Source organism: Streptococcus sp. LMAG:39 (assembly GCF_008680485.1).
GTDB lineage: Bacteria > Bacillota > Bacilli > Lactobacillales > Streptococcaceae > Streptococcus > Streptococcus pasteurianus.
On the sequence record NZ_NALE01000001.1, the window covers coordinates 1,415,001 to 1,434,703 of the forward strand.

Annotated in this window: 20 protein-coding genes and 2 tRNA genes; 21 read left to right on the forward strand and 1 reads right to left on the reverse strand. The window is 38.0% G+C overall.

Annotated features, from left to right (window positions below; genetic code table 11):
* The first annotated feature begins 27 nt into the window (after nucleotides 1-27).
* From CCC20_RS07250 to CCC20_RS07310, 13 genes are all read left to right on the forward strand, one after another.
* Nucleotides 28-294 (forward strand): ACT domain-containing protein, encoded by a 267-nt coding sequence (locus CCC20_RS07250; protein ID WP_003063199.1) that lies wholly within the window; start codon nucleotides 28-30, stop codon nucleotides 292-294.
* An 11-nt stretch (nucleotides 295-305) separates the two neighbouring features.
* Nucleotides 306-1,643: a PFL family protein gene (locus tag CCC20_RS07255; protein ID WP_058692716.1), complete on the forward strand. Its 1,338-nt coding sequence runs from the start codon at nucleotides 306-308 to the stop codon at nucleotides 1,641-1,643.
* A gap of 217 nt (nucleotides 1,644-1,860) precedes the next feature.
* Nucleotides 1,861-2,565, forward strand: a complete 705-nt coding sequence (locus CCC20_RS07260; protein WP_041973320.1) for a histidine phosphatase family protein — start codon at nucleotides 1,861-1,863, stop codon at nucleotides 2,563-2,565.
* Nucleotides 2,549-3,322: a M15 family metallopeptidase gene (locus CCC20_RS07265; RefSeq protein WP_058692717.1), complete on the forward strand. Its 774-nt coding sequence runs from the start codon at nucleotides 2,549-2,551 to the stop codon at nucleotides 3,320-3,322. The genes CCC20_RS07260 and CCC20_RS07265 overlap by 17 nt, the downstream gene beginning before the upstream one ends.
* Nucleotides 3,319-3,900, forward strand: a complete 582-nt coding sequence (locus tag CCC20_RS07270; protein ID WP_003063210.1) for a glycoside hydrolase family 73 protein — start codon at nucleotides 3,319-3,321, stop codon at nucleotides 3,898-3,900. The genes CCC20_RS07265 and CCC20_RS07270 overlap by 4 nt, the downstream gene beginning before the upstream one ends.
* Nucleotides 3,901-4,034: 134 nt before the next feature.
* Nucleotides 4,035-5,069: a heat-inducible transcriptional repressor HrcA gene (gene hrcA / locus CCC20_RS07275; RefSeq protein ID WP_287179789.1), complete on the forward strand. Its 1,035-nt coding sequence runs from the start codon at nucleotides 4,035-4,037 to the stop codon at nucleotides 5,067-5,069.
* 42 nt (nucleotides 5,070-5,111) lie between these two features.
* The gene (grpE, locus tag CCC20_RS07280) at nucleotides 5,112-5,651 is read left to right on the forward strand and encodes a nucleotide exchange factor GrpE (protein ID WP_003063213.1); all 540 of its coding nucleotides are present in this window, start codon (nucleotides 5,112-5,114) and stop codon (nucleotides 5,649-5,651) included.
* Between the two features lie 81 nt (nucleotides 5,652-5,732).
* A complete protein-coding gene (gene dnaK / locus CCC20_RS07285; RefSeq protein ID WP_144356641.1) occupies nucleotides 5,733-7,562 on the forward strand; it encodes a molecular chaperone DnaK in 1,830 nt (609 codons plus the stop codon).
* Nucleotides 7,563-7,902: 340 nt separating this feature from the next.
* On the forward strand, nucleotides 7,903-9,042 hold the full coding sequence (gene dnaJ / locus CCC20_RS07290) for a molecular chaperone DnaJ (RefSeq protein ID WP_117567478.1): 1,140 nt from the start codon (nucleotides 7,903-7,905) through the stop codon (nucleotides 9,040-9,042).
* A 118-nt stretch (nucleotides 9,043-9,160) separates the two neighbouring features.
* Complete coding sequence (gene truA, locus CCC20_RS07295; RefSeq protein ID WP_285395032.1) at nucleotides 9,161-9,910, forward strand: tRNA pseudouridine(38-40) synthase TruA; 750 nt, start codon at nucleotides 9,161-9,163, stop codon at nucleotides 9,908-9,910.
* Entirely contained in the window at nucleotides 9,900-10,667 is a 768-nt protein-coding gene (locus CCC20_RS07300) for a bifunctional hydroxymethylpyrimidine kinase/phosphomethylpyrimidine kinase (RefSeq protein ID WP_003063221.1), read from the forward strand. The genes truA and CCC20_RS07300 overlap by 11 nt, the downstream gene beginning before the upstream one ends.
* Nucleotides 10,654-11,121, forward strand: coding sequence for an ECF transporter S component (locus CCC20_RS07305; protein WP_285395030.1), 468 nt, complete (start codon nucleotides 10,654-10,656; stop codon nucleotides 11,119-11,121). The genes CCC20_RS07300 and CCC20_RS07305 overlap by 14 nt, the downstream gene beginning before the upstream one ends.
* A 28-nt stretch (nucleotides 11,122-11,149) precedes the next feature.
* Complete coding sequence (locus tag CCC20_RS07310; protein WP_502705561.1) at nucleotides 11,150-11,713, forward strand: TIGR01440 family protein; 564 nt, start codon at nucleotides 11,150-11,152, stop codon at nucleotides 11,711-11,713.
* Between the two features lie 47 nt (nucleotides 11,714-11,760).
* On the opposite strand, the gene CCC20_RS07315 is transcribed toward CCC20_RS07310, so the two are convergent.
* Nucleotides 11,761-12,603, reverse strand: coding sequence for a mechanosensitive ion channel family protein (locus CCC20_RS07315; RefSeq protein WP_285395029.1), 843 nt, complete (start codon nucleotides 12,601-12,603; stop codon nucleotides 11,761-11,763).
* A 247-nt stretch (nucleotides 12,604-12,850) separates the two neighbouring features.
* Here CCC20_RS07315 and tig point away from each other — a divergent pair, with 247 nt between their 5' ends.
* The 8 genes from tig to rpmB all read left to right on the forward strand — a co-directional run bounded on the left by tig (nucleotide 12,851) and on the right by rpmB (nucleotide 19,645).
* Entirely contained in the window at nucleotides 12,851-14,134 is a 1,284-nt protein-coding gene (gene tig, locus CCC20_RS07320) for a trigger factor (RefSeq protein ID WP_003063235.1), read from the forward strand.
* 191 nt (nucleotides 14,135-14,325) lie between these two features.
* Nucleotides 14,326-14,898, forward strand: coding sequence for a DNA-directed RNA polymerase subunit delta (gene rpoE, locus CCC20_RS07325; RefSeq protein ID WP_003063238.1), 573 nt, complete (start codon nucleotides 14,326-14,328; stop codon nucleotides 14,896-14,898).
* Nucleotides 14,899-15,170: 272 nt separating this feature from the next.
* Complete coding sequence (gene pyrG, locus CCC20_RS07330) at nucleotides 15,171-16,775, forward strand: CTP synthase (RefSeq protein WP_003063241.1); 1,605 nt, start codon at nucleotides 15,171-15,173, stop codon at nucleotides 16,773-16,775.
* A 117-nt stretch (nucleotides 16,776-16,892) separates the two neighbouring features.
* On the forward strand, nucleotides 16,893-17,828 hold the full coding sequence (locus CCC20_RS07335; protein WP_003063243.1) for an alpha/beta hydrolase: 936 nt from the start codon (nucleotides 16,893-16,895) through the stop codon (nucleotides 17,826-17,828).
* Between the two features lie 52 nt (nucleotides 17,829-17,880).
* A tRNA-Leu gene (locus tag CCC20_RS07340) sits at nucleotides 17,881-17,966 on the forward strand.
* A 213-nt stretch (nucleotides 17,967-18,179) separates the two neighbouring features.
* Nucleotides 18,180-19,061 carry a class II fructose-bisphosphate aldolase gene (locus tag CCC20_RS07345; RefSeq protein ID WP_003063246.1) on the forward strand — a complete coding sequence of 294 codons (882 nt, stop codon included), beginning with the start codon at nucleotides 18,180-18,182 and terminating at the stop codon, nucleotides 19,059-19,061.
* Nucleotides 19,062-19,164: 103 nt separating this feature from the next.
* Nucleotides 19,165-19,237, forward strand: a tRNA-Thr gene (locus tag CCC20_RS07350).
* A 219-nt stretch (nucleotides 19,238-19,456) separates the two neighbouring features.
* The gene (gene rpmB, locus CCC20_RS07355) at nucleotides 19,457-19,645 is read left to right on the forward strand and encodes a 50S ribosomal protein L28 (RefSeq protein WP_003063259.1); all 189 of its coding nucleotides are present in this window, start codon (nucleotides 19,457-19,459) and stop codon (nucleotides 19,643-19,645) included.
* The last annotated feature ends 58 nt before the right edge of the window (nucleotides 19,646-19,703 follow it).

Consider the following 19,703-nt stretch of genomic DNA (forward strand, 5'->3'; position numbering starts at 1 on the left):
GAAAAAATACTATTTTGGAGGCTTCTCATGAAAGCAATTATTACTGTTGTTGGCAAGGATAAAACAGGTATTGTAGCTGGGGTTTCAGCAAAAATTGCTGAATTAGGTTTAAATATTGATGATATTTCTCAAACAGTTTTGGATGATTTCTTTACAATGATGGCTGTTGTTTCATCTGATGAAACGCAAGATTTTACTTATTTACGTTCAGAATTTGAAGCTTATGGTGAAACGTTGAATGTTAAAATTAATATTCAAAGTGAAGCTATTTTTGATGCTATGTACAATATTTAAGGAGGAAAGACGTGGATATTAAACAAGTTACTGAAACCATTGCGATGATTGAGGAACAAAATTTTGATGTTCGTACCATTACAATGGGAATTTCTCTTCTTGATTGTATTGATCCAGATATTAATAAGGCTGCAGATAAGATTTATAAGAAAGTTGTCGAAAAAGCTGGTTCTTTGGTAGCTGTTGGCGATGAGATTGCGGCCGAATTGGGTATTCCAATTGTTAATAAACGTGTTTCTGTAACACCAATTTCTATTATTGGAGCAGCGACTGATGCGACCGACTACCTTCCTTTGGCTCATGCCTTGGATAAGGCTGCGAATGACATTGGAATTGACTTTATTGGTGGTTTTTCTGCTTTGGTTCAAAAGGGTTACCAAAAAGGAGATAAAGTCCTTATCAACTCTATTCCTCGTGCGCTTGCAGAAACTTCAAAAGTTTGTTCATCTGTTAATATTGGTTCGACAAAATCAGGGATTAATATGACAGCAGTTGCTGATATGGGGCGCATTATTAAGGAAACGGCTGAATTGTCTGATTTGGGTGCAGCAAAATTAGTCGTGTTTGCAAATGCGGTTGAAGATAATCCATTTATGGCGGGTGCTTTCCATGGTGTTGGTGAAGCTGATGTTGTCATCAATGTCGGGGTTTCTGGTCCTGGTGTTGTAAAACGCGCTCTTGAAAAAGTTCGCGGTGAGAGTTTTGACGTTGTTGCTGAAACGGTTAAGAAAACAGCCTTTAAGATTACACGTATTGGTCAATTGGTTGGTCAAATGGCGAGTGAACGTTTAGGTGTTAAATTTGGTATTGTTGACCTTTCTCTTGCGCCTACACCAGCGGTTGGGGATTCTGTAGCTCGTGTCCTTGAAGAAATGGGACTTGAAACAGTTGGAACTCATGGAACAACTGCAGCGCTTGCTCTTTTAAATGACCAAGTTAAAAAAGGTGGTATCATGGCTTGTAACCAAGTTGGGGGTCTGTCTGGTGCTTTTATTCCTGTATCTGAAGATGAAGGTATGATTGCTGCTGTTCAAAATGGTTCACTTAACTTGGAAAAACTTGAAGCAATGACAGCTATTTGTTCTGTTGGTTTGGATATGATTGCTATTCCTGAAGATACTCCTTACGAAACAATCGCTGCTATGATTGCTGATGAAGCAGCTATTGGTGTGATTAATCAAAAAACAACAGCTGTTCGTATTATTCCAAAAGGTAAAGAAGGCGATATGATTGAATTTGGTGGTCTTCTTGGTACAGCGCCTGTAATGAGTGTTAATCATAATTCATCTGCTGATTTTATCAAACGTGGTGGTCAAATTCCTGCTCCCGTTCATAGCTTTAAAAACTAATTATTTTGTTCGATATTTACCTAGAATAAGCAAAGATTGCTATCCTAGGTATTTTTTGTCTAAATTAAAAAAAGATTTCAGGTTATCAAAGCTATGTGTTAACTGACGAAGCTTTTGAAAAATATGATATAATAAAAGAGCTGAAAAAGTAAAATTCATTATTTTTATTGTCGTACACCTCTATTTTTTATAGGAATCAAGTATGGGAGGAACTGTTATGGTTAAAACAAAATTGTATATTGCTCGTCATGGAAAAACGATGTTCAATACGATTGGTCGTGCTCAAGGCTGGAGTGATAGCCCTTTAACTGTTGATGGTGAGCGTGGAATTCAAGAGCTTGGTCTAGGTTTGAAAGATGCAGGAATTGTTTTTAAAGAGGCATTTTCGAGTGATAGTGGACGTACTTTACAGACAATGGAGATTATTTTACGTGAATGTCAACAGGAAAATATCCCATATACTCGTGACAAACGTATTCGTGAATGGTGTTTTGGTAGCCTAGATGGCGGATACGATGGTGAGCTCTTTAATGGTGTGTTGCCACGTGTATTTGATAAGGATATGACTAAGTTGACTTATCAAGAAATGGCGGCAGGTATTTATCAAGTCGATACAGCTGGTTGGGCTGAGACTTGGGAAGTTTTGAGTGGCCGTATTTTAGAGGGGTTTACTGCTATTGCTGAAAAAATCGAGGCTTTGGGTGGTGGAAATGCTATTGTTGTTAGCCATGGAATGACTATTGGAACGTTTTTGTGGCTAGTTGATCGTGCAACACCGAGAAGTTTGGGATTGGACAACGGTAGTATTTCCGTTGTTAGTTTTGAAAATGGAAAATTTACAATAGAGTCTATCGGCGATGTTAGTTATCGTTTGCGTGGTAGGCAAATATTAGAAGAAAGAAAAAATGAGAAAAAAGCGTAGTTTACCAACTCTTATCTTAGGGTTGTTAGTTATTGTAATTTTTATAGTCGGTATTTTTGTTTTTGTCCAAGGTGACAAATTGTCATTGAGTGGAAATGCTCAAAAGTCATCAACGGATAGTTCAAGCTTGGTGAGCTCTGAGTCTTCAACGAGTTCAACAGCATCAGCGACGGATTTGCCAGATGTTTCATCGAGTGATTGGGAGCTTGTTTTAGTTAATCGTGATAATATTACAGCTGAGATGAATCCTGATTTAACGCAAATTGATAATATCTATGTGGATTCACGTATTACTGATAATGTTCGAAATTTTTTGGCAGCAGCGCAAGCTATTGATAGCAGTGAACATTTGATTTCTGGCTACCGAAGTGTGGCTTATCAAGAAGAATTGTTTAATTCCTATGTGTCACAAGAAATGGCAACTAATCCAAGTTTAACGCAAGAAGCGGCGGAGGATTTGGTTAAGACGTATTCACAGCCTGCTGGCGCTAGTGAACATCAGACTGGACTTGCTATTGATATGAGTACGGTAAATTCTTTGAATGAGAGTGATGCAGATGTTGTTGCGCAAGTCGTAGCTATTGCTCCTGAATATGGTTTTGTTCTACGTTTTCCTGAAGGAAAGAGTGATTCAACGGGAGTCGATTACGAAGATTGGCATTTCCGCTATGTTGGCGTTGAATCTGCTAAATACATGACAGAAAACAACTTAACCTTAGAAGAATATGTGTCTTTGTTGAAGGAGAATAATCGATGAAATCTCGCTTTTCTCTGAAACAATTTTTGACTTTTGTTTTTATTTTTTTTGTTGGAATTCTTTTGCTTTGCTTGCATCATGCAACGCCAAATGCTACGAAGAAGCAGAGTGTTTCTTATACGCAAACAGAGTTTATTGAAGAAATTGCTCCGACGATTCAAAAAGTAGCAGCGTCATATGGCGTACGTCCTTCGATTATCATTGCTCAAGCTGTTTTGGAATCAAATTATGGAACGAATTTACTGGCAGTAAAATATCATAATTTATTTGCGGTGCAGGCACAGGATGGTCAAATGTCGATAGAATTAACTTATAAGAGTTATTTTGTCAATGAGTGGCAGACTGAGACAGGTTGCTTTGCGGTTTATAAATCTTGGACAGCTGCTATTTATGACTATTTTGATTTATTACAATCTGGCACATTAAGCGATGGAGCGTATGATATTTTAGTATCTAATACGGGCTATAAAAAACCAGCACAATCGTTGCAAGATATAGGATTTAGCACAGACCCTGACTATGCTACGAAATTGATTGCTATTATTGAAAAAAACAACTTAACATCGTATGATAAATAAAAAATTAGCACTCTTATAAAAAGAGTGCTAATTTTTTGAGCTTTTCTCTTGACACTCGTTTTTAAAGGAGTATAATAAAATCATAAATTAGCAGTCGAAGTATATGAGTGCTAAATGTAGAAAGGAGCGAGGTTATGATTACTCAACGTCAAAGTGATATTTTGAATTTGATTATCGAATTATTTACGCAGACGCATGAACCTGTCGGCTCTAGGACTTTACAGGAAAGCATTGACTCGAGTAGTGCAACGATTCGTAACGATATGGCGAAGCTAGAAAAGTTGGGATTACTTGAAAAGGCTCATACGTCAAGTGGACGAATGCCAAGTACTGCTGGTTTCAAATATTTTGTTGAGCATTCATTGAGTCTTGATAGTATCAATGAACGTGATATTTATCAGGTCGTCAAAGCTTTTGATTTTGAAGCTTTTAAGCTTGATGATATTCTACAAAAAGCAAGTCAGGTTTTGGCTGATATGACTGCTTACACGTCAGTGATTTTGGATGTCGAACCAGCGTGTCAAAAACTTACAGCTTTCGATATTGTTCAATTATCGAGTCATGATGCTCTAGCTGTTTTAACCTTGGATGAATCCAAACCTGCGACAATTCAATTTGCCATTCCTAAAAATTTCATGTTGAAAGACTTGGTAACTTTGAAAGAAATCGTCGATGAACGTTTGCTTGGACGAACGGTGCTGGATATTCATTATAAGTTACGAACAGAGATTCCGCAGATTTTACAAAAATATTTTACGGTGACAGACAATGTATTAGGTTTGTTCGACTATATTTTCGCAGAATTGTTTAAAGACTTGGTTTTTGTGGCTGGTAAGGTTAATTCACTTGATTATGCTAATCTGGAAACATATCGTTTCTTAGATAATGACCAAAGGGTCGCATTTGCTCTTCGTTCCTCAATGAAAGAAGATGAGATTGCGACTGTTCAGGTTGCAGATAGTCAAGAAGTAGCACTAGCTAATGTGACTGTTTTGACACATAAGTTTCTGATTCCTTATCGTGGATTTGGGCTTCTTAGCTTGATTGGTCCGATTGATATGGATTATCGCAGAAGCGTTAGCTTGGTAAATGTTATCGGGCGTGTTTTGGCGATGAAACTTGGTGATTATTATCGTTACCTCAATAGTAATCATTACGAGGTCAACTAAGTTTAGTAATTAAATTGATAAAAAAGATAGGGGAGGGACACAGTGTCAGAAGAAACTAAAAACGAAGAACTTCAAGAAGAAGTTGAAGCCACTGATGTTGTGACTGAAGAAAAAGTAGAAGAGCAGCCTCAAGAAGATGCTCAAAATGAAGAATTGCAAAAAGCACTTGAGCGTGCGGAAGATTTTGAAAATAAATACCTTCGTGCTCATGCTGAAATGCAAAACATTCAACGTCGCGCTAATGAAGAACGTCAGCAATTGCAAAAATATCGTTCACAAGATTTAGCCAAAGCAATCTTACCAAGTTTGGATAATTTGGAAAGAGCACTTGCTGTTGAAGGATTGACAGATGATGTGAAAAAAGGTCTTGAAATGACACGTGACAGCTTGATTCGTGCGCTTAACGAAGAAGGTGTTGAAGAAGTGGTTGTTGAAAATTTTGACCACAACTTACATATGGCAGTTCAAACTCTTCCAGCTGATGAAGAACATCCTGCAGATAGCATTGCTCAAGTGCTTCAAAAGGGTTACAAACTTCATGAACGTCTATTGCGTCCAGCTATGGTTGTTGTTTACAGCTAATCGTTAGCAAAGACTTGACCGCAATGTCGTAAAACTATAACTGAAAGTAAAAAAGATAAATCATAAAAAGAGGGATAAAATATGTCTAAAATTATTGGTATTGACTTAGGTACAACAAACTCAGCCGTTGCAGTTCTTGAAGGAACTGAATCAAAAATTATTGCAAATCCAGAAGGTAACCGTACAACTCCTTCAGTTGTTTCATTCAAAAACGGTGAAATCATCGTTGGTGACGCTGCTAAACGTCAAGCAGTAACCAACCCAGATACAGTTATTTCTATCAAATCTAAAATGGGTACTTCTGAAAAAGTATCTGCAAATGGTAAAGAATACACTCCACAAGAAATCTCAGCAATGATTCTTCAATACCTTAAAGGTTATGCTGAAGATTACCTTGGTGAAAAAGTAACAAAAGCTGTTATCACAGTTCCTGCATACTTCAACGATGCTCAACGTCAAGCAACAAAAGATGCTGGTAAAATCGCTGGTCTTGAAGTAGAACGTATTGTTAACGAACCAACTGCAGCCGCTCTTGCATACGGTCTTGATAAAACTGATAAAGATGAAAAAATCTTAGTATTTGACCTTGGTGGTGGTACATTTGACGTTTCTATTCTTGAACTTGGTGATGGTGTCTTTGACGTACTTGCAACGGCAGGTGATAACAAACTTGGTGGTGACGACTTCGACCAAAAAATTATTGATTGGTTAGTTGCTGACTTCAAGAACGAAAATGGCGTAGACCTTAGCCAAGATAAAATGGCTCTTCAACGTTTGAAAGATGCTGCTGAAAAAGCTAAAAAAGACCTTTCAGGTGTGACTCAAACACAAATTTCACTTCCATTCATCACTGCTGGATCTGCTGGACCCCTTCACTTGGAAACAAGCCTTACTCGTGCTAAATTTGATGATTTGACTCGTGACCTTGTTGAACGTACTAAAACTCCAGTTCGTCAAGCTTTGTCAGATGCTGGTCTTTCAATCTCTGAAATCGATGAAGTTATCCTTGTTGGTGGTTCAACACGTATTCCTGCCGTTGTCGAAGCTGTTAAAGCTGAAACTGGTAAAGAACCAAACAAATCTGTTAACCCTGACGAAGTAGTTGCTATGGGTGCTGCTATCCAAGGTGGTGTTATCACTGGTGATGTTAAAGATGTCGTTCTTCTTGACGTTACTCCATTGTCACTTGGTATTGAAACTATGGGTGGTGTATTTACAAAACTTATTGACCGTAACACAACTATCCCGACATCTAAATCACAAGTGTTCTCAACGGCTGCTGATAACCAACCAGCCGTAGATATCCACGTTCTTCAAGGTGAACGTCCAATGGCTGCTGATAACAAAACTCTTGGTCGTTTCCAATTGACTGATATTCCAGCTGCACCTCGTGGTATCCCTCAAATCGAAGTAACATTTGATATTGACAAAAACGGTATCGTGTCTGTTAAAGCTAAAGACCTTGGTACTCAAAAAGAACAACACATCGTTATTCAATCTAACTCTGGTTTGACTGATGAAGAAATTGAAAAAATGATGAAAGATGCAGAAGCTAACGCAGAAGCTGATGCTAAACGTAAAGAAGAAGTTGACCTTCGTAACGAAGTTGATCAAGCTATCTTTGCAACAGAAAAGACACTCAAAGAAACAGAAGGCAAAGGCTTTGATACAGAACGTGATGCTGCTCAATCTGCTCTTGATGAATTGAAAGCTGCTCAAGAAGCTAACAATCTTGAAGATATGAAATCTAAACTTGAAGCTCTTAACGAAAAAGCTCAAGCTCTTGCTGTGAAATTGTACGAACAAGCTGCAGCTGCACAACAAGCCCAAGCAGGTGCTGAAGGTACACAATCAACTGATTCATCAAACAATGGTGATGACGTTGTTGACGGCGAGTTTACTGAAAAATAATTCATCATGATTATCAAGAATAGATTTGACTATTTACTTATTTTGGTAAGTTTAGTGTGATTTTTTCTTGGTAAATTATAAAATTCAGAGGTTGCGAAAATATCAACCTCTGTTTTTGGATAAATAGAGAAACCATAGAATTATTTTGAATAACCTTTTTAATGATAAAGAAAGGAAAGTGTTCAGAAATGAACACGGGCTGAAAAGGCGTAAAAGTTATTTTATATATTTGAATACGCCTACGACTCTATGAAAAAAGATAAACTTTACCTAGATGCAAGCATCGTCGGGAAAGTTTCCTATTTTTCTTTGAGTCGCTTAACGGCTTAATATCATAATTATGAACAATACAGAATTTTACGATCGTTTGGGTGTTTCTAAAGACGCTTCGCAAGATGAGATTAAAAAAGCTTATCGAAAAATGTCGAAGAAGTACCACCCAGATATTAACAAAGAACCTGGTGCTGAAGAAAAGTACAAAGAAGTTCAAGAGGCTTATGAAACGCTAGGTGATGAGCAAAAACGTGCCGCTTATGACCAATATGGTGCTGCGGGAGCTAATGGCGGATTCGGTGGCGGAGCTGGTGGATTTGGCGGTTTCGACGGTGCTGGCTTTGGTGGTTTTGAAGATATCTTCTCAAGCTTTTTCGGTGGTGGCGGGGGTATGCGCAATCCCAATGCACCACGTCAAGGTGATGACCTTCAATATCGTGTGAATTTGAGTTTTGAAGAGGCTGTTTTTGGTGTTAAAAAAGAAGTGGCTTATAACCGTGAATCAACTTGTTCAACATGTTCTGGTACAGGCGCTAAATCTGGAACTAGTCCCGTAACATGTAGTCGTTGTCATGGTTCAGGAGTTATTAATGTTGATACACAGACACCTCTTGGTATGATGCGTCGTCAAGTAACTTGTGATGTCTGCCATGGTACAGGTAAAGAAATTAAAGAACCTTGTCACACTTGTCATGGTACTGGTCATGAAAGGAAAACTCATAAAGTATCTGTTAAGATTCCAGCAGGTGTTGAAACTGGTCAACAAATTCGCTTGCAAGGTCAAGGTGAAGCAGGCTTTAACGGCGGGCCTTATGGTGACCTCTTCGTTATTATCAATGTTTTACCAAGTAAGCAATTTGAACGTAATGGCTCAACCATTTACTACAACATGAATATTAGCTTTGTTCAAGCAGCTCTTGGTGATACTGTTGAAGTGCCAACGGTGCATGGTGATGTTGAAATGACAATCCCAGCTGGAACACAAACTGGTAAGACATTCCGCCTTAAAGGTAAAGGTGCTCCGAAATTGCGTGGTGGAGGTCAAGGAGACCAACATGTAACCGTCAATATCGTAACACCAACCAAACTTAATGATGCTCAAGTCGAAGCGCTTAAAAACTTCGCAGCAGCAGGTGGTGATAAAGTTGTTAATCCTAAGAAAAAAGGATTCTTTAACAAAATGAAAGACGCCTTTGACGGTGAATAAACTCTCAAAGAGATTGGAAACTAACATTTCCAATCTCTTTTTTATGTAAAATTCTGTATGGGGACAGTTTGTTCTAAATTTTCTGGAAAGTCTTTTGTTAAGATGATAAAATACACTCATGGTAAGATATAAAGCAACGATTTCCTATGACGGTAGGCTTTTTGCTGGCTTTCAACGACAGCCGAGTGAGCGTTCTGTTCAGGAAGAATTAGAAAAAACATTACAGAAATTAAATAGTGGTAATCCAGTTAAAGTGCATGGTGCTGGTCGTACAGATTCAGGGGTGCATGCTTATGGACAGGTCGTACATTTTGATTTGCCACAGGCGCGTGATGTGGAAAAATTACGATTTGGTTTGGATACGCAGTCTCCAGAAGATATAGATGTGGTGAAAGTCGAGCAAGTCAGTGATGAGTTTCATGCCCGTTACAATAAGCACAGTAAGACTTATGAGTTTTTAGTAGATGCTGGGCGACCAAAAAATCCAATGATGCGACATTATGCGACGCATTATCCTTATCCCCTAGATTTGACAAGTATGCAAGAAGCCATTAATGATTTGGTAGGGACGCATGATTTTACAGGTTTCACGGCTTCTGGGACTTCTGTTGAAAATAAAGTTCGCACGATTACGCGAGCAACAGTTGCTATTGATGACAAAACAGGTTTCTTTGTGTTTACATTCAGTGGCAATGGCTTTCTTTACAAGCAAGTACGCAATATGGTTGGAACCTTGTTGAAAATCGGTAATGGTCGTATGCCAGTTAGTCAGATTAAGACGGTTTTAGAGTCGAAAAATCGTGATTTAGCAGGCCCTACGGCAGCGGGGAATGGTCTTTATTTAAAGGAGATTAATTATGACGAATAAGTACATTTTAGCCATTTCAGGAAATGATATTTTTAGTGGCGGTGGTCTTTATGCTGATTTGGCGACCTATACAACCAATCACTTGCATGGTTTTCTAGCGGTAACTTGCTTAACGGCATTGACAGAAAATGGATTTGATGTTTTTGCGACAGATGAAACAGTTTTTTCTCACCAATTAAATAGTCTCAAAGATGTTCCTTTTTCAGGGATAAAACTTGGTTTGTTGCCAAACGTGAAAGTTGCTGATTTAGCACTTGAATTCGTTGAATCGCACGTTGGAATTCCAATTGTTCTTGACCCAGTTTTGGTTTGTAAAGAAAAACATGATGTTGAAGTTTCAGCGCTTCGTGATGAACTCTTGAAATTTTTTCCATATGTGACCATTATCACGCCGAATTTGGTAGAAGCTGAGCTGTTGACCCAAACCTCAATCAAAACTTTGGATGATATGAAAGCTGCGGCGAAAAAATTGCACCAGTTAGGAGCGAAAAACGTGGTTGTTAAAGGTGGTAACCGATTAAGTAAGGAAAAAGCGATTGACGTTTTTTACGACGGTGAAAACGTGACTGTTTTTGAGACGCCTGTCCTTGAAAATAATAATATCGGTGCTGGTTGTACATTTGCTTCAAGCATTGCAAGCCAATTAGTACTTGGAAAGTCTGCCAAAGCTGCTGTTGAACAATCTAAAGAGTTCGTTTATCAAGCGATTCGTCATTCAGACCAATATGGAGTGAAACAAAATTATGAAGAAAACTAATACGCGTGACTTAACCTTAATGGCTGTTTTGACAGCTTTGAGTGTTGTTTTGGCTTACATTCATGTTCCAACCTCAACAGGTTATTTGACCTTGTTAGATGTTGGAATTTATTTTACTGCTTATTATTTAGGTTCAAAATCTGGAGCAATTGTCGGTGGCTTATCTGGCTTTCTTATTGACCTTTTGCTGGGCTATCCACAATATATGTTTCATAGTCTGATTGCACATGGGGCACAAGGATTTTTTGCAGGTTGGAATGGGAAAAAACGTATTCTCGGTCTTGTACTAGCTAGTGTTTCAATGATTGGCTGGTATTTTGTAGCCGCCTTGCTGTTGGGGTATGGCTTGGGTGCTGCTTGGGCAGGTATTTTAGGAAATGTTTTACAAAATTTCTTTGGAATGTTTGTTGGTTACCTTGTCTATCTTGCTTATCTGCGTTTTGAAAAACATTAGTGTATAATGAAGTAAAAGGAGGATTGACATGAACCTACAAGAATTAGAAAAGCAAACACGTGCTATTGTGATTGATATTGTTGAACGCTCTGCTATTAAAAAAGGTCAAATTTTTGTTCTTGGCTTGTCCTCAAGCGAGGTTGCAGGTGGTTTGATTGGGAAAAATAGCAGTGCTGAAATCGGTGAAGTGATTGTTAAGATGATTTTAGAGGTGTTGAAGGAGCGTGGGATTTATCTAGCTGTACAAGGTTGTGAACATTTAAATCGTGCTTTGACGGTCGAACGCGAATTAGCTGAGAAAAAAGAATTAGAAATCGTTAATGTCATTCCAAATCTGCATGCGGGCGGAAGTGGACAAGTTGCTGCTTTCAAGTTCATGCAAGATCCTGTCGAGGTTGAAGAAATCGTGGCACATGCTGGGCTAGACATTGGAGATACCTTTATTGGTATGCATGTCAAGCGCGTACAAGTACCGTTAATCCCAGTCCAACGAGAATTGGGCGGCGCTCATGTGACTGCTTTAGCGAGCCGACCAAAATTAATTGGTGGCGTGCGTGCAACTTATACATCAGACCCAATTCGAAAATTTTAAAAATAAATAAAGAGGACGGTTGGCGTCCTCTTTTATGATATAATAGTCTATTTTGTAAGTGTCGGGTTGGCATACATCGTTGGCAATGCAATGTCATTTTCCAAAAGCGCTTCTTGGTAAAGACGGTAAAAGTTAGAATAAATGTAACTTTGTTTGCCGTTTTGCACGAAAATATCAACACGGAAAACAAGTTGTGCAGTGCTATTTGTACATGGTCCTAAAATGGTTGGACTACCAACGATTTCAGGATAAGATGGTAGCTGTTCTTTGTTGATCGTCTTAATGATATTTGAGATTTTTTCTAAGTCTGTGTGAGCGTAGATTGGAATATCAATCTGAACACGCATATCACCACGTGATTTGTTAGAAACAACAGTAATATTACGATTAGGAATGAAATGAAGTGTTCCGTCGAAACCGCGAATTTGTGTGGTACGAATACCGACGCTTGAAATATTTCCTTCAACTGTTCCAATAACGACAGAATCACCGACTTCAAATTGATTTTCAAGAAGAATAAAGAATCCGTTAACCACGTCAGTTAAAAAGCCTTGTGCACCAAGCCCAATAGCGACCCCAGCAAGACCAGCACCAGCCAATAAACTAGAAACTGGAACACCAAGAATACTCAACACCCAATAAAGTAGGAAAAAGTAGATGGTGTAGCTCATGATGTTGTGCAAAAGTTTGCTGATTGTCTTTTGGCGAGCTTCCGTTTGGCGCGAAAGCGTAATTGATTTTTCTACCGCATGTTTAAAAATAAAATCAGCAACACGCTTTATAATTAAGAAAAATAGAAAAAGAAGTATCAATGAAACCGCCTTAGAAATAAGATCCACAGCGATTTGTTCGATTTGTAATTGTTCGAGATATTTAGAGATAATATTCATACCCTTAGTTTATTAAAAAAACGAATAGCAAGCAAGTGTTTAATCTAAATTAAGAATTTCCAAAATTTTTATGTAGGACAGTAAAATGAGAAAAGTTGACCGCAGTGTCATTAAGATCCGGTTTAATACGTAGCCATTTCGCAAATAGAGTGGCGATTGACCTAGGATTTTTACACAAAAAACTTTTAAAAGCCTGTAAAATATGGTAAACTAAACTGTATATAAAATTTTAAGGAGAAATGACTTCATGTCGGTATCATTTGAAAACAAAGCTACTAACCGTGGCGTGATTACATTCACAATTGATCAAGATAAAATCCAACCAGCTCTTGATCAAGCTTTCAACAAAGTTAAGAAAAATTTAAACGCACCTGGATTCCGTAAAGGACACATGCCACGTGCCGTATTTAACCAAAAATTTGGTGAAGAAGCACTTTACGAAGATGCTTTGAACGCTATTCTTCCAGCAGCATACGAAGCAGCAGTTGCTGAACTTAGCCTTGATGTTGTTGCTCAACCAAAAATTGACATCCAATCAATGGAAAAAGGTCAAGAATGGACATTGACTGCAGAAGTTGTTACAAAACCAGAAGTAAAACTTGGTGTCTATAAAGACCTTGAAGTTTCAGTTGAAGCTACAAAAGAAGTAACTGATGCTGAAGTTGACGAAAAAGTTGAACGCGAACGCAACAACCTTGCTGAACTTATCATCAAAGAAGATGCTGCAGAACTTGGCGATACAGTTGTTATTGACTTCGTAGGTTCAGTTGACGGTGTTGAATTTGATGGTGGTAAAGGTGATAACTTCTCGCTTGAACTTGGTTCAGGTCAATTCATCCCTGGTTTCGAAGACCAATTAGTAGGTGCTAAAGCTGGTGAAACTGTTGATGTTAACGTAACATTCCCAGAAGACTACCAAGCAGAAGATCTCGCTGGTAAAGACGCTAAATTTGTAACAACTGTTCATGAAGTTAAAGCTAAAGAAGTTCCAGCTCTTGACGACGAATTAGCTAAAGACATCGACGAAGAAGTTGAAACTCTTGACGAATTGAAAGCTAAATACCGTAAAGAGCTTGAAGCAGCTAAAGAAATTGCATATGATGATGCTGTTGAAGGTGCTGCGCTTGAATTAGCAGTTGCTAACGCTGAAATCGTTGAATTGCCAGAAGAAATGGTACATGACGAAGTGCACCGTGCTATGAACGAATTCATGGGCAACATGCAACGTCAAGGTATCTCTCCAGAAATGTACTTCCAATTGACTGGTACAACTGAAGAAGACCTTCACAAACAATACGAAGCTGACGCTGACAAACGTGTTAAAACTAACCTTGTTATCGAAGCTATCGCTAAAGCTGAAGGATTTGAAGCTTCTGACGAAGAAATCGAAAAAGAAATCAACGACCTTGCTTCAGAATACAACATGGAAGTTGAACAAGTTCGTAATCTTCTTTCAGCTGACATGCTTAAACACGACATCGCTATGAAGAAAGCTGTTGACGTTGTCACAAGCACTGCTAAAGTAAAATAATTTATCTTAGATAAATAGTTATAAAGTCAGGTAATCAATAGATTACTTGGCTTTTTATGCCCTTTATCAGAAATTCTTATAAATCTTTTGACGAATTGATAAAATTAGCGTAAAATAGAGAATGACGAAAATTAAGACAATAGGGTTTTTGTGGCTATTTGCTCATATCCTAAATAATAAGGAGAACTACCTTGGAATTAGAAGTATTTGCTGGACAAGAAAAAAGCGAACTTTCAATGATTGAAGTTGCCCGTGCGATTTTAGAAGAACGTGGACGTGATCATGAAATGTATTTCAGCGATCTTGTGAATGAGATCCAAAACTACCTTGAAAAATCAGATGCAGAAATTCGTGAAGCATTGCCATATTTTTATTCTGCATTGAACGTTGACGGAAGTTTTATTCCACTTGGGGATAACAAATGGGGGCTCCGTTCATGGTATGCTATTGATGAAATTGACGAAGAAATCATCACTCTTGAAGAAGATGAAAATGGAGCACCAAAACGCAAACCAAAACGTGTTAATGCCTTCATGGATGGTGATGAAGATGCCATTGATTATTCAGATGATGATCCAGAAGATGAAGATTTCACACCTGAATCATCTGATTTAGAATACGATGAAGAAAATCCAGATGACGAAAAATCAGAAGTTGAGTCATACGATTCAGAAATCAACGAAATTATTCCAGATGAAGATTTGGATGAAGAAGTTGACATCAACGAAGAAGACGACGAAGACGATGATTTAGACGAAGAGTAGTCACCAGCATTAGTTTTTTACTAAATTAAAAAAAGTTGTCAATTATCATTTGACAAACGCCACAGGATAGTTTATATTATTATTCGGGCACCTCTTTTTTAGAGGTCGTATGAAAGCTCCCTAACTTTTTAGGGAGCTATTTTTGTTTTCCTAAAAGTAAATGTTTATTTACTTTTTTATCAAATATCTTACGGATGTTTTGATTTGTTGTTATTCTTAATCTTCAAGCACTTATCGTTTGCTATCATTTTATTTAAAAGGAGTTTTATTTAATGACTAAGTATATTTTTGTTACTGGTGGTGTTGTTTCTTCTATCGGTAAGGGAATCGTGGCTGCAAGTCTTGGTCGTCTTTTGAAAAATCGCGGTCTTAAAGTAACTATCCAAAAATTTGACCCTTATATTAACATTGACCCAGGTACAATGAGCCCCTATCAACACGGTGAAGTTTACGTGACAGACGATGGTGCTGAAACTGACCTTGACCTTGGTCACTATGAACGTTTTATTGACATCAACCTTAACAAATATTCTAACGTAACAACTGGTAAAATTTATAGCGAAGTTCTTCGTAAAGAACGTAAAGGTGAATATCTTGGTGCAACTGTCCAAGTTATTCCACACATCACAGACGCTTTGAAAGAAAAAATCAAACGTGCCGCGACAACAACTGATTCTGACGTTATCATCACAGAAGTTGGTGGTACAGTTGGTGATATTGAAAGTCTTCCATTCCTTGAAGCCCTTCGTCAAATGAAAGCAGATGTTGGTGCTGATAATGTTATGTACATCCACACAACGCTTCTTCCATACCTTAAAGCTGCTGGTGAAATGAAAACTAAACCCACACAACATTCTGTTAAAGAATTGCGTGGTCTTGGTATTCAACCTAATATGTTGGTTATCCGTACAGAAAAACCAGCTGGTCAAAACATTAAAAATAAGTTGGCACAATTCTGTGATGTTGCTCCAGAAGCTGTTATTGAGTCACTTGACGTGGATCATATTTATCAAATTCCACTTAACATGCAAGCTCAAAACATGGATCAAATCGTTTGTGACCACTTGAAATTGGATGTGCCAAAAGCGGATATGTCAGAATGGTCTACAATGGTTGATAAGATTATGAATCTTAAAAAATCAACTAAGATTGCTCTTGTTGGTAAATATGTTGAATTGCCAGACGCTTACCTTTCAGTTGTCGAAGCTCTTAAACATTCAGGTTATGTTAATGATGTGGCTGTTGATCTTAAATGGGTTAATGCCAATGATCTTACGGCTGACAATGTTGAAGAAATGCTTGGTGATGCTGATGGTATCATTGTCCCAGGTGGATTTGGTCAACGTGGGACAGAAGGTAAAATTGAAGCAATCCGCTATGCGCGTGAAAAAGACGTGCCAATGCTTGGTATCTGTCTTGGTATGCAATTGACTTGTGTGGAATTCGCTCGTAACGTATTGAACTTGGAAGGTGCAAATTCAGCTGAGCTTGCTCCGGATACTAAATACCCAATTATTGATATTATGCGTGACCAAATTGATATCGAAGATATGGGTGGAACACTTCGCCTTGGGCTTTACCCATGTAAATTAAAACCAGGTTCACGTGCAGCACAAGCTTATAACAATCAAGAAGTTGTTCAACGTCGTCACCGTCACCGTTACGAATTCAATACTAAATTCCGTGACCAATTTGAAGAAGCAGGTTTTGTTTTCTCAGGTGTATCGCCAGATAACCGCTTGATGGAAGTTGTTGAATTGCCAGAGAAAAAATTCTTCGTGGCTGCTCAATATCACCCAGAACTTCAAAGTCGTCCAAACCGTCCAGAAGAGCTTTACACAGCCTTTGTGACAGCAGCGATTGAAAATAGCAAATAATCATTAAAACAGATTAACACTCTTCAAGCTAAAAGCTTGGGAGTGTTTTTTTGATAATACAATTCTAATGAATCTGTACCCCTTTTATTTTTAGGAAAAAATAGTATAATAGTGAGCATGAGAAAAATAAGAATTAGAAAACATCGTGTTTTATTAGGAATTATTGCTCTACTTTTTGTAGTAAGTGTCGGAGCAAGTTTTTATTTTTTCCATGTAGCACAAATTCGTGAAGAAAAATCATTCATTAATAATAATGGTCGTTCAAAAGGCACCCCTATCTACGCCTATGAGCAGAGTTTTGACCAACTGACAAAAGAAACGCTTTGGATGACCAACCAAGGTTTAAAACAAGATGCTTGGTATGTTCCTGCAGAAACAGCAACAAATAAAACGGTTATTGTTGTTCATGGATTTACAAACGATAAGGAAGATATGAAGCCTTATGCATGGATGTTTCATGAGCTAGGCTACAATGTCCTTATGCCCGATAATATGTCGCATGGTGACAGTGAAGGGCAAATCATTGGATATGGCTGGAACGACCGCTTAAACGTCATAAAATGGGCGGAGATGCTAGTTGAACAAAATTCAGACAGCGAAATTACCTTGTTTGGTGTTTCTATGGGAGCAGCAACGGTTATGATGGCTTCTGGTGAGGAAAGTTTGCCTGACCAAGTTGTTAATATTATTGAAGATTGTGGTTATAGTAGTGTCTGGGATGAGTTGAAATATCAAGCTAAAGAAATGTATAATCTCCCAGCTTTCCCAATTCTTTATGAAGTATCTGCCATTTCAAAAATTCGTGCAGGCTTTTCTTACGGTCAAGCAAGTAGTGTGAATCAGTTAAAAAATAACACACGTCCAGTTCTTTTTATCCATGGCAGTGATGATACTTTTGTGCCAACAAGTATGGTTTACAAGAATTATCAAGCCACACAAGGCGAGAAAGAATTGTATATCGTTAAAGGTGCGGGACATGCCAAATCCTTTGAAACTGATCCTCAAGCATACATTGAAAAAATTTCAACTTTCTTGAAAAAATATGAAAAATAGTATTGACAGCAAAAAGATAAGTTGATATAATTTTATATGTTGTTAAGGAACAGCGGAAATGGCGGAATTGGCAGACGCGCAGGACTAAGGATCCTGTGATCGCTTTAGATCGTGAGGGTTCAAGTCCCTCTTTCCGCAGAGTAGACGAGCTAGAGCTTGTCTTTTTTTATTATTTAATAGAAAATAATAGTATGAAATAAGACTTTTATTTTCAGTAAATTTTGTTATTTGTGAGTGTTTTTTCATAGAAAATCAGTCAAATTTCAAGTAACGCTAGCAATCTGATAAGATTTGTGATAAAATGTACGTGTAAAAGGGTTTATCCCAAAAAATAAATAGGAGGCCTATATAATGGCAATCGTTTCAGCGGAAAAATTTGTCAAAGCAGCCCGTGATAACGGATATGCAGTTGGTGGATTTAACACAAACAACCTTGAATGGACTCAAGCAATTTTACGTGCGGCAGAAGCTAAAAAAGCTCCAATTCTTATCCAAACTTCAATGGGTGCTGCAAAATACATGGGTGGTTACAAACTTTGTAAAGCACTCATTGAAAACCTTGTAGAATCAATGGGTATCACTGTACCAGTTGCTATTCACCTTGACCATGGTCATTTTGAAGATGCATTAGAATGTATCGAAGCTGGATACACTTCAGTTATGTTTGACGGTTCACACCTTCCACTTGAAGAAAACCTTGAAAAAGCTAAAGAAGTTGTTGCTAAAGCACATGCTAAAGGTATCTCAGTTGAAGCTGAAGTTGGTACTATCGGTGGTGAAGAAGACGGTATCATCGGTGATGGTGAACTTGCTCCAATCGAAGATGCTAAAGCTATGGTTGCTACAGGAATTGACTTCCTTGCAGCAGGTATCGGTAACATCCACGGTCCATACCCAGCAGATTGGAAAGGTCTTCACCTTGATCACCTTGAAAAATTAACTGCTGCTGTTCCTGGATTCCCAATCGTATTGCACGGTGGTTCAGGTATTCCTGATGAGCAAATTCAAGAAGCTATCAAGCTTGGTGTAGCTAAAGTTAACGTTAACACTGAATGTCAACTTGCATTCGCTAAAGCTACTCGTGAATTTGTTGCTGAATACGAAGCAAACGAAGAAGAATACGATAAGAAAAAACTCTTCGACCCACGTAAATTCTTGAAACCAGGTTTCGAAGCTATTACAGAAGCTGTTGAAGAACGTATCGACGTATTTGGTTCAGCTAACAAAGCTTAATCAAACTTCGTTTAGAAAAAACTTCCCATTTGGGGAGTTTTTTTGTGTTAATCGTTACTATTTAATTGACAAATTTTAGTTGAGTGATATAATGTCTTTGTTAGCCGATTTAGCTCAGTCGGTAGAGCAACGCACTCGTAACGCGTAGGTCGTAGGTTCGATTCCTGCAATCGGCAAATAGTTTTAAATCCTGATAGTTATCAGGATTTTTGTTTGCAAAATCTTTTAGAGTTTTTAGTAGAAATCAGTTTGAGGTTAGAAAATCATACGTGCTTTCATAATTATTTTTTGCTGATTATTTGCTAAAAAGCTTGCGAAAACATGCTGAATATGATATTATTTTATGGTATGTGGTGTAAAGCACCTAGAATCTAAGTAGGAGGACGCAGATAAATATGGCTAAGGTTTGTTATTTCACAGGTCGTAAGACTGTATCAGGAAACAACCGTTCACACGCAATGAACAAAACAAAACGTGCAGTTAAACCAAATCTTCAAAAAGTTACTATTCTTGTTAATGGAAAACCTAAAAAAGTTTGGGCATCAGCTCGTGCGCTTAAATCTGGTAAAGTAGAACGCGTATAAAATGAAAAGCCGAAAGGCTTTTTTCTTTGTTTTGTAGCCGGTAATCTTTTATTATTTT

Bases quoted from the DNA above. Each gene is read 5' to 3' on its own strand.
- CCC20_RS07315 (WP_285395029.1), bottom strand. From the start codon at position 12,603: ATGAATATTATCTCTAAATATCTCGAACAATTACAAATCGAACAAATC.
- rpmB (WP_003063259.1), top strand. From the start codon at position 19,457: ATGGCTAAGGTTTGTTATTTCACAGGTCGTAAGACTGTATCAGGAAAC.
- CCC20_RS07310 (WP_502705561.1), top strand. From the start codon at position 11,150: ATGAACCTACAAGAATTAGAAAAGCAAACACGTGCTATTGTGATTGAT.
- CCC20_RS07270 (WP_003063210.1), top strand. From the start codon at position 3,319: ATGAAATCTCGCTTTTCTCTGAAACAATTTTTGACTTTTGTTTTTATT.
- CCC20_RS07250 (WP_003063199.1), top strand. From the start codon at position 28: ATGAAAGCAATTATTACTGTTGTTGGCAAGGATAAAACAGGTATTGTA.
- CCC20_RS07335 (WP_003063243.1), top strand. From the start codon at position 16,893: ATGAGAAAAATAAGAATTAGAAAACATCGTGTTTTATTAGGAATTATT.
- tig (WP_003063235.1), top strand. From the start codon at position 12,851: ATGTCGGTATCATTTGAAAACAAAGCTACTAACCGTGGCGTGATTACA.
- CCC20_RS07260 (WP_041973320.1), top strand. From the start codon at position 1,861: ATGGTTAAAACAAAATTGTATATTGCTCGTCATGGAAAAACGATGTTC.
- dnaJ (WP_117567478.1), top strand. From the start codon at position 7,903: ATGAACAATACAGAATTTTACGATCGTTTGGGTGTTTCTAAAGACGCT.
- hrcA (WP_287179789.1), top strand. From the start codon at position 4,035: ATGATTACTCAACGTCAAAGTGATATTTTGAATTTGATTATCGAATTA.
- pyrG (WP_003063241.1), top strand. From the start codon at position 15,171: ATGACTAAGTATATTTTTGTTACTGGTGGTGTTGTTTCTTCTATCGGT.
- dnaK (WP_144356641.1), top strand. From the start codon at position 5,733: ATGTCTAAAATTATTGGTATTGACTTAGGTACAACAAACTCAGCCGTT.
- truA (WP_285395032.1), top strand. From the start codon at position 9,161: ATGGTAAGATATAAAGCAACGATTTCCTATGACGGTAGGCTTTTTGCT.
- CCC20_RS07300 (WP_003063221.1), top strand. From the start codon at position 9,900: ATGACGAATAAGTACATTTTAGCCATTTCAGGAAATGATATTTTTAGT.
- CCC20_RS07265 (WP_058692717.1), top strand. From the start codon at position 2,549: ATGAGAAAAAAGCGTAGTTTACCAACTCTTATCTTAGGGTTGTTAGTT.
- CCC20_RS07345 (WP_003063246.1), top strand. From the start codon at position 18,180: ATGGCAATCGTTTCAGCGGAAAAATTTGTCAAAGCAGCCCGTGATAAC.
- CCC20_RS07305 (WP_285395030.1), top strand. From the start codon at position 10,654: ATGAAGAAAACTAATACGCGTGACTTAACCTTAATGGCTGTTTTGACA.